The organism is Longimicrobium sp., assembly GCF_036280135.1.
Taxonomy (GTDB): Bacteria; Gemmatimonadota; Gemmatimonadetes; order Longimicrobiales; family Longimicrobiaceae; genus Longimicrobium.
The window spans coordinates 1-6,452 of sequence record NZ_DASURI010000884.1; the positions used below are offsets into that span (position 1 = coordinate 1).

The window sequence follows — 6,452 nt, forward strand, 5'->3', positions numbered from 1 at the left end:
GCTCAGCCACGAGCTCCAGATCGTCCTCCCGAAGGCCATCCAGAAGGCCGTGGAGCATGGCGATCTCAAGGAGAATTCCGAGTACAAGTCGGCCCTGGAGCGGCAGCAGTTCGTGCAGGCGCGGCTCAACCACCTCACCCGCCGCGCGGCGGAGCTGGGCAAGATCGACCTGTCGCAGATCCCGGACGACCGCGTGGGCTTCGGCAGCCGCGTGACGGTGGTCGACATGCGTACGCGGGAAGAGGAGACGTACACGCTGGCGTTCGGCGACTTCATCGATATCGACAGCGGGCAGATCTCCATGGCCAGCGCCCTGGGGCAGTCGCTCATGGGCAAGAAGAAGGGCGAGAAGGTGAGCCTTCAGCTGCCGCGCGGCGAGCGCAAGCTGCACATCAAGGACGTGGTGACCCTGCCCCAGATGGTGAACGCGGGCGGCAGCGCGTCCTGACGCCCGGCCGATTCTCCGCTGGATGCACAAAAGCCCTGGCCCTCCTCGCGAGGTGCCGGGGCTTCGGCGTTTGGTGGAGCGGATTGATCGCTATCGGGCGCGTCGGCGGATTTGGTCAGATGGCGGATGGGTGGCGTCCTCGATGAGCGGATGGGCAGATGAACGGATGGACGGATCAGCGGACCGGCGGAGTCCCCGATGAGCGAATGATGCTCGTTGCGGATCTGATTCGGTAATGGCCGTCCCCCCAGCCGGAGCGAATGAATTCACCGCTGGAACGGCACAACGTCCGCCTTCGCGGACTGCGCGGCCGCCATCCTGCCGCGACGCCCGCCCCATCGCCGGGTGATAGCCCGTATTTGGCGGTTGAAGCCTCGTTCGCAAAGCGCGTCGGCGCGAGACGGGGCTTTCCGCTGTCCCAGCGGCGGCTTCGGCCGCTCCGGCGCGAGGGTGGAGTTCACCAGTTTGGATCCAGCAATCGGCATAATTTGCCACTGGAAGTCGCGAAGTCCGCCTGCGCGGACTGTCCAGCACGGGCGAGTGCCACGCCGGCACGGGCTCCGGGAAACAACAACCTCCCCCAGGGTTTTCTGGGGGAGGTGCGAGCCTGGGCGAGCGGAGGGGGCGTTCGCGCGGGCTCCGCCGATACGACGGACATCCGCAGAATCCCCTCCGCGCCATTCCGATCAGTCGATGGCGGCGAGGCCGCTGAGCACGTGGCGCACGCCCGCGTCGTTGGCCAGGGTGCCGATCTCCGCCTCGACCGGGTAGCCCAGCGTGGGGTGGAACTTGACGGCCGTGACGTCCTCCCGGCCCTGCGCGTCGGAGATGGCGCCGAACAGCTCGTCCACCGTGGGAAACTCGCGCCAGTACTCGCGCGCGACGGGCTCGCCGCTCTCCACCTTTCGCACGTCCGTCACGCGCCCGTCGCGCACCGTCACCTGAACGGTCCCGTGCTGCAGGCAAAAGCACACGCGGCTGTAGGCGAACCGGTAGTCGTCGATCCCCTTCCCTTCCCACTTCTGGCGCTGCTGGGCCACGTTGCCCGCCACGCCTTCCACCGGCTGCGTATCCACGAAGATCAACAGGTCGTCCTTGCCGGAGCAGGCGGCGGCGGACAGGGCGAGGAGGAGCGCGATCGGTCGGATGCTGATCATATGCGTTCGTCGGTTCGAGGATTGTCGACATTCGGACGTCAGAGAAACGCGCGGCGGCGCCCATTTCGGACACCGCCGCGCATCATCCTTGTGCCGCAACGACTTGCGATCAGCTACCGTCGTGGCCGATGAGCCGCTCCATGGCCGTGATGACCGCCGGCGTGTCGGTGACGACGAGCGCGTTCGCCTCCTCGTTCACGGCGATGGTACCGCGCTCGCTCTTTACCCCCGCCAGCGAGGTGGCGACCGACGCGGCGGGCACGTAGCGCAGCCGAAAGACGCGGGTGACGAGCGGCTCCACGGTTTCCAGGGCGGCCAGGCGCTTCAACGGGTCCACGCGCAGCAGCCCGGGCGCGATCTCGCGCGCGGCCAGCCCGTGCGCTTGCAGGATGGCCCCCAGCGCCACGTCCCATGACTGGTTGCGGATGTCGGCCGTGACCCTCCCGCCCGCGCCTTCGCCCAGCACGATGGACGTGCCGCTGAACGCGACGAACGTGGCGGCCACGTCGCGCATCTCCGTCTCCTCGAAGGTGACGGTGATGCAGCGCGCCCCGTCCGCGCGGCACGCGGACGCCTGCGCCTGCGCGGGCGCGGCCGCGAGCCCCAGCGCGAGCGCGGCGAGAAAACGGATGCGATGCTTCATCGATGGTCCTGCGATGTGGATCGTGTGTAGATGAAGATAACGCAGCGCGTTGCGGATGTCTGCGGGCAGACGGAGCGGCTGAAGCCGCCGCAACGACAGCGGAAAGCCCCACAGACTGCGTGGGGCTCAACCGCGCATCTGCGTAGATCCAGCGTAGCGCAGGCACCCTGTGAGAAGTCTACACCCTCTCCCGCGCAGTTTGCGGGAGAGGGTGCGAGCGACAGCGAGCGGGTGAGGGCCCTTCCCCGGAACGTGCCTTGCAACCGTCATCCGCCCCAACGAGTTGGCCGCACCAGCGAACAGGGAGGTGGACGATGCCAGGCAATCCGTTGACGGGACAGGGCGGGCAGTTCGGCGGGCCGCGCTACGGCTGGGGCGACGTGCCGGGCGCCGGCGGGCAGAACGCCAACAGCGGCCTCAACCGGGGCCGCTACACCAACAGTCCCGAGGCCGGGCTGCACCGCGGCGAATGGCAGTGGCGCGGCCACGGCCCGTCCGCGCAGCAGTCGTACGGTTGGGACTACCAGGGCGGCGTGGGCCGCGACGAGATCACGCAGCGCACCGAGGCCCGCATGGGCCCGTCGTTCCAGGCGCGCATGGCCCAGGAGCGCGGCGGCGGCCTGCCGCGTGGCCGATACGCCATCGACTACGACCAGGGCCGGCGCACGGGCGGCGGCAGCCAGGACGTGAACTACGACTGGGGCTGGCAGGGCCACGGGGGTGGATCGGGTCGCTCCGGCGGGATGGACCGCTACGGCAGCGACTACCGCGGCGGCATGCAGGGCGGCGGCATGAGCCGCTACGGCAGCGACTTCCACGACGGAGGCTACGGCGCGTCGGGCCGCCACACGCTCGGAAGCGGCGGTCGCCAGGGGGGCGGCTACGGGCAGGATTTCGGCGCTTCCGCCGGCGGGCGCGGCTTCGGCGGCCGGCAGCTGGGCGGCGGCAGCTACGGCAGCGGCCATGCGCGGGCCTACGACCGCGGCCTGGGCGGAACCGGGCGCGGCGGCTACTCGCAGCCCCTGAGCGACGCGGAGTTCTACCGGCGCGTGGAGCGCTGGTAGCCCTGGACGACCCACAACCGGAGATGCAGACGATGGATCGCAACGACGACGGCATCCGCACGGACGGGCACCCGGAGAACACGGGGCGCGAGCTGCACATGCAGCCAGGCCGGCTGGAGGACATCGAGAACGCCACGGCCTACGCCAACCGCACGGGCCAGCGCGACGTCACGGGCGAGATGCCCGGACGCATGGGCGAGGGCGAGCGCCTCCACGACCGCGAGGACATGAGCGGCCGCGAGGGCATGGCCGGCGAGGCGGCCGGCAACCCCATGGAGCGCGGCGAGCGCCAGGCGCAGACGGGCGGCGGCGCCCACCGCGTCACGCCGGGCGAGGACATCGGCAACGGGATCGAGGCCAAGCCCGCGGACGGGCTGGAGGGCGCCGACGGCCGCGTCCAGCACGGCGAGGACATCGGCAACGGCATCCGCGCCCGCCGCGCCGACGAGCAGAGCACCAACAACCCGCTCGTCTGATCCACCGCAAGCGCGCGAACGAGCCCGGACGATCATCATCGTCCGGGCTCGTCGTCATGAATGGAACAACATTCTCACGCAGAGCCGCGGAGGCGCAGAGTACTTCATTGCGAACGAGTTCCTCTGCGCCTCCGCGGCTCTGTGAGAAGTAGTTGGACGTCGCCGTCTGCGCCGGGGGCGTCAGAGGTCGCGGCGGCGGGGGGTGTAGGGGACGGTGATGCCGGCCCGGCCCGGCTTTTCCGGCCTGCGCTCGCGGGCCAGCTTGTGCTCGATGAGCGTGACGGACGTCTGCAGGAACTGCGTGGTGCTGCTCTCCGCCGCCCACCACAGCACGGCCGCCAGCACCACCAGCCCCGCGCCCGTCGCGGTGGTCACCGACGGAGGGGGGAGAAACGGCAGCAGGTCCTGCCGGTTGGCGGGAAAGACGATCATCGCCACCAGGATGAGCAGCGCGTTGAGCAGCGCGCCCCGGGCAATGCGGTCGCGGCTGGCGCGGAACAGGAGCTCCTGGCCCAGCTGCGGCGAGTGCAGCACCACGAACGGCACCCACGCCGTGCGGGGCTGCAGATCCGGCACCAGCACGGCGCGGTTCTGCCACGGAAGCGGGTGGCGCTTGGCCCGGCGCCCCGGGTAGTGCAGCAGCAGCGACGCCACGGCGTCGGCCAGCATGCCGGCCAGGTAGATCACCGGCACCAGCAGCGCCACCTGGGCCGGCTGCAGGTTCACCACGCTGGTGAGCGTCACGCCCAGCACGATCCCCATCCAGATGACCGCGCCGGAGCCCGTCACGAGGTACTCCACGAACACCACTGCGAACTGCATCTCGCCAATCGATTTCGGGAGGAGGGTCACGCGGGCGGGAGGTCCTGCTCCACGCAAGCTACACGGCCGGACGGGCGCGGTACAGGACGTTCTGGCACAGCGGATGGAAGATGACAATCCGCGCGGGAAGGGGGCACCTCGGCCGCCTTCCCGCGGGCAACCGGATCAAAGCGCGCGCAGGTGGGTGATGCGGTACAGGGTGCCCGAATCGTTGGCCAGCATCCCGATCTCCACCTCCGTGGGATACCCCTGCGCCGGGTCAAAGACGGCGCGCACCGGGGTGCCGGCCGACGACGCCATCCGCATGGCCTCGAACAGGGCGTCCACCGTCAGCAGCCACTCCACCTGCGACTCGCGCGCGGGCGCGCCCGTGGCCGCGTCGCGCGCGGAGGTGATGCGCCCGTCGCGCACCTCCACGGCGTACGCGCCGCGGTGCACGCAAAAGCACGAGATCTCCAGGGTGTACGCGTACGCGGCCGGGCGCCGCGACTCCCACGTGCGCCGCGCGGCGGACGCCTCGGCGGGGGTGGACGAGGGCGCCGGCGCGTCGGGCGGCGGGGCGGCGGCGGGCGTGCAGGCGGCCGCGGAGAGCGCGAGCGCGAGCGCGAGCGCGGCGGCGATCAGGATCGTGTGTCGCATGGGTCCCGGAACGGTCAGGTGAGTTCAGCCGACGGACGGCGCGGCACGATACGGCCCGCCGTCCCATCCAACAAGAACGCGGAAGGCGCGGAGAAGTTCCTCCGCGCCTCCAGTTTCGATCCGCCGTCCGTCGCGGCCGCGCGTCAGCGCACGCGCAGCAGCCGCCACTGCACGGACGGCACCGCCTGCACGCGGAACGAGATTCCCTGCCCCGGGTCCCGCAGGCGAACCCACCCGGACGTTCCCGACGGCCGGGTGAACTGCACGAGGCGGTTGGAGCCGCCGGTGAGCTCGCGAAAGGGCGGCCACCCGTACTGGCTGGTGAGCTCCACGTCGCCCGTGCGCAGCCAGGCGCGGTTCTGCAGGTCACGATCCTTGACCACGTCGTCCGCGGCCGCCGTGAGCGCCCACTGGAGGATGGCCTCGTCCGCACGCCACCCGGGAATGCGCTTCTGCATGCGCGCCGTCATCCCCGGGCGTGGCGGGGACTCGTGGGAACGGCCGTACCACCCCTCCAGGGCGCCGCGGGAAACCTCGCGCAGGGCCACGTTCAGGTCGTCGCCCGCGCGCACGCGCCGGTCCACCAGGTCCAGCAGCAGGCTCGCGGGGGAGTTGTAGCCGGAGGTGATGGAGCCGTTGCCCAGGACGGCCTCGCGCAGGTAGGCCTCGTCGATGCTGGAAGCCGGCGCCGCGCGAAAGTCCACGTTCCCCGCGTAGGGCCGGCCCGCCGCGCGGCGCAGCGCCTCGGCTTCCACGAGCGTGGCGCCACCCTCGATGGCCCAGCGGGTGAACGGGCGGTCCCACGACACCGAGGCGGGCACGCTGCGCACGGCGAACTCCAGCTGAAAGGCGTGCGCCACCTCGTGGACGATCACCTCCAGGAGCGAGCCCGCGTCGCGCCCGGGATCCATCTCCACCTGCAGCACGTGCGAGGCGGTGCCGTCGGGATACGACGCGCCGTAGGCCACGCCCCCCACGCCGGAGACGTTGCCGCGGACCAGCACCACGAGCTGCCCCGATTCCGGCCCGGTCACGGGCAGGTCCGCCGTGAACGTCTGCCTGAGCAGCGGGACGGCGTGCTGGCGAAAGTGCGGGACGATCTCGTTGAGCAGGGCCACCGTGCGCTCCGTGTCGGCGCCCACCGAGGCTTCTTCCACGGCCAGCACGAGCCACCCGTCCATCACCTGGGCCACGCGCCCGCGG

Annotated in this window: 8 protein-coding genes; 3 read left to right on the forward strand and 5 right to left on the reverse strand. The window is 71.0% G+C overall.

The window, feature by feature from the left end:
* Window positions 1–448: GreA/GreB family elongation factor (locus VFZ20_RS28495; protein WP_329687361.1), on the forward strand; the 448-nt coding region annotated here is incomplete at its 5' end.
* Between the two features lie 686 nt (window positions 449–1,134).
* Here the strand turns inward: VFZ20_RS28495 and VFZ20_RS28500 are convergent.
* The gene (locus tag VFZ20_RS28500) at window positions 1,135–1,605 is read right to left on the reverse strand and encodes a DUF6174 domain-containing protein (protein ID WP_329687362.1); all 471 of its coding nucleotides are present in this window, start codon (window positions 1,603–1,605) and stop codon (window positions 1,135–1,137) included.
* 109 nt (window positions 1,606–1,714) lie between these two features.
* Window positions 1,715–2,248, reverse strand: coding sequence for a secretin N-terminal domain-containing protein (locus tag VFZ20_RS28505; protein WP_329687363.1), 534 nt, complete (start codon window positions 2,246–2,248; stop codon window positions 1,715–1,717).
* Between the two features lie 314 nt (window positions 2,249–2,562).
* Between VFZ20_RS28505 and VFZ20_RS28510 the strand changes: the two genes are divergently transcribed.
* The gene (locus tag VFZ20_RS28510) at window positions 2,563–3,312 is read left to right on the forward strand and encodes a hypothetical protein (RefSeq protein WP_329687364.1); all 750 of its coding nucleotides are present in this window, start codon (window positions 2,563–2,565) and stop codon (window positions 3,310–3,312) included.
* A 32-nt stretch (window positions 3,313–3,344) separates the two neighbouring features.
* On the forward strand, window positions 3,345–3,788 hold the full coding sequence (locus VFZ20_RS28515; RefSeq protein WP_329687365.1) for a hypothetical protein: 444 nt from the start codon (window positions 3,345–3,347) through the stop codon (window positions 3,786–3,788).
* 180 nt (window positions 3,789–3,968) lie between these two features.
* On the opposite strand, the gene VFZ20_RS28520 is transcribed toward VFZ20_RS28515, so the two are convergent.
* The 3 genes from VFZ20_RS28520 to VFZ20_RS28530 form a co-directional block, all read right to left on the reverse strand.
* Window positions 3,969–4,610: a hypothetical protein gene (locus tag VFZ20_RS28520; protein ID WP_329687366.1), complete on the reverse strand. Its 642-nt coding sequence runs from the start codon at window positions 4,608–4,610 to the stop codon at window positions 3,969–3,971.
* A gap of 165 nt (window positions 4,611–4,775) precedes the next feature.
* On the reverse strand, window positions 4,776–5,249 hold the full coding sequence (locus VFZ20_RS28525; RefSeq protein WP_329687367.1) for a DUF6174 domain-containing protein: 474 nt from the start codon (window positions 5,247–5,249) through the stop codon (window positions 4,776–4,778).
* Between the two features lie 143 nt (window positions 5,250–5,392).
* A partial coding sequence (locus tag VFZ20_RS28530; RefSeq protein ID WP_329687368.1) for a hypothetical protein occupies window positions 5,393–6,452 on the reverse strand: 1,060 nt, incomplete at its 5' end.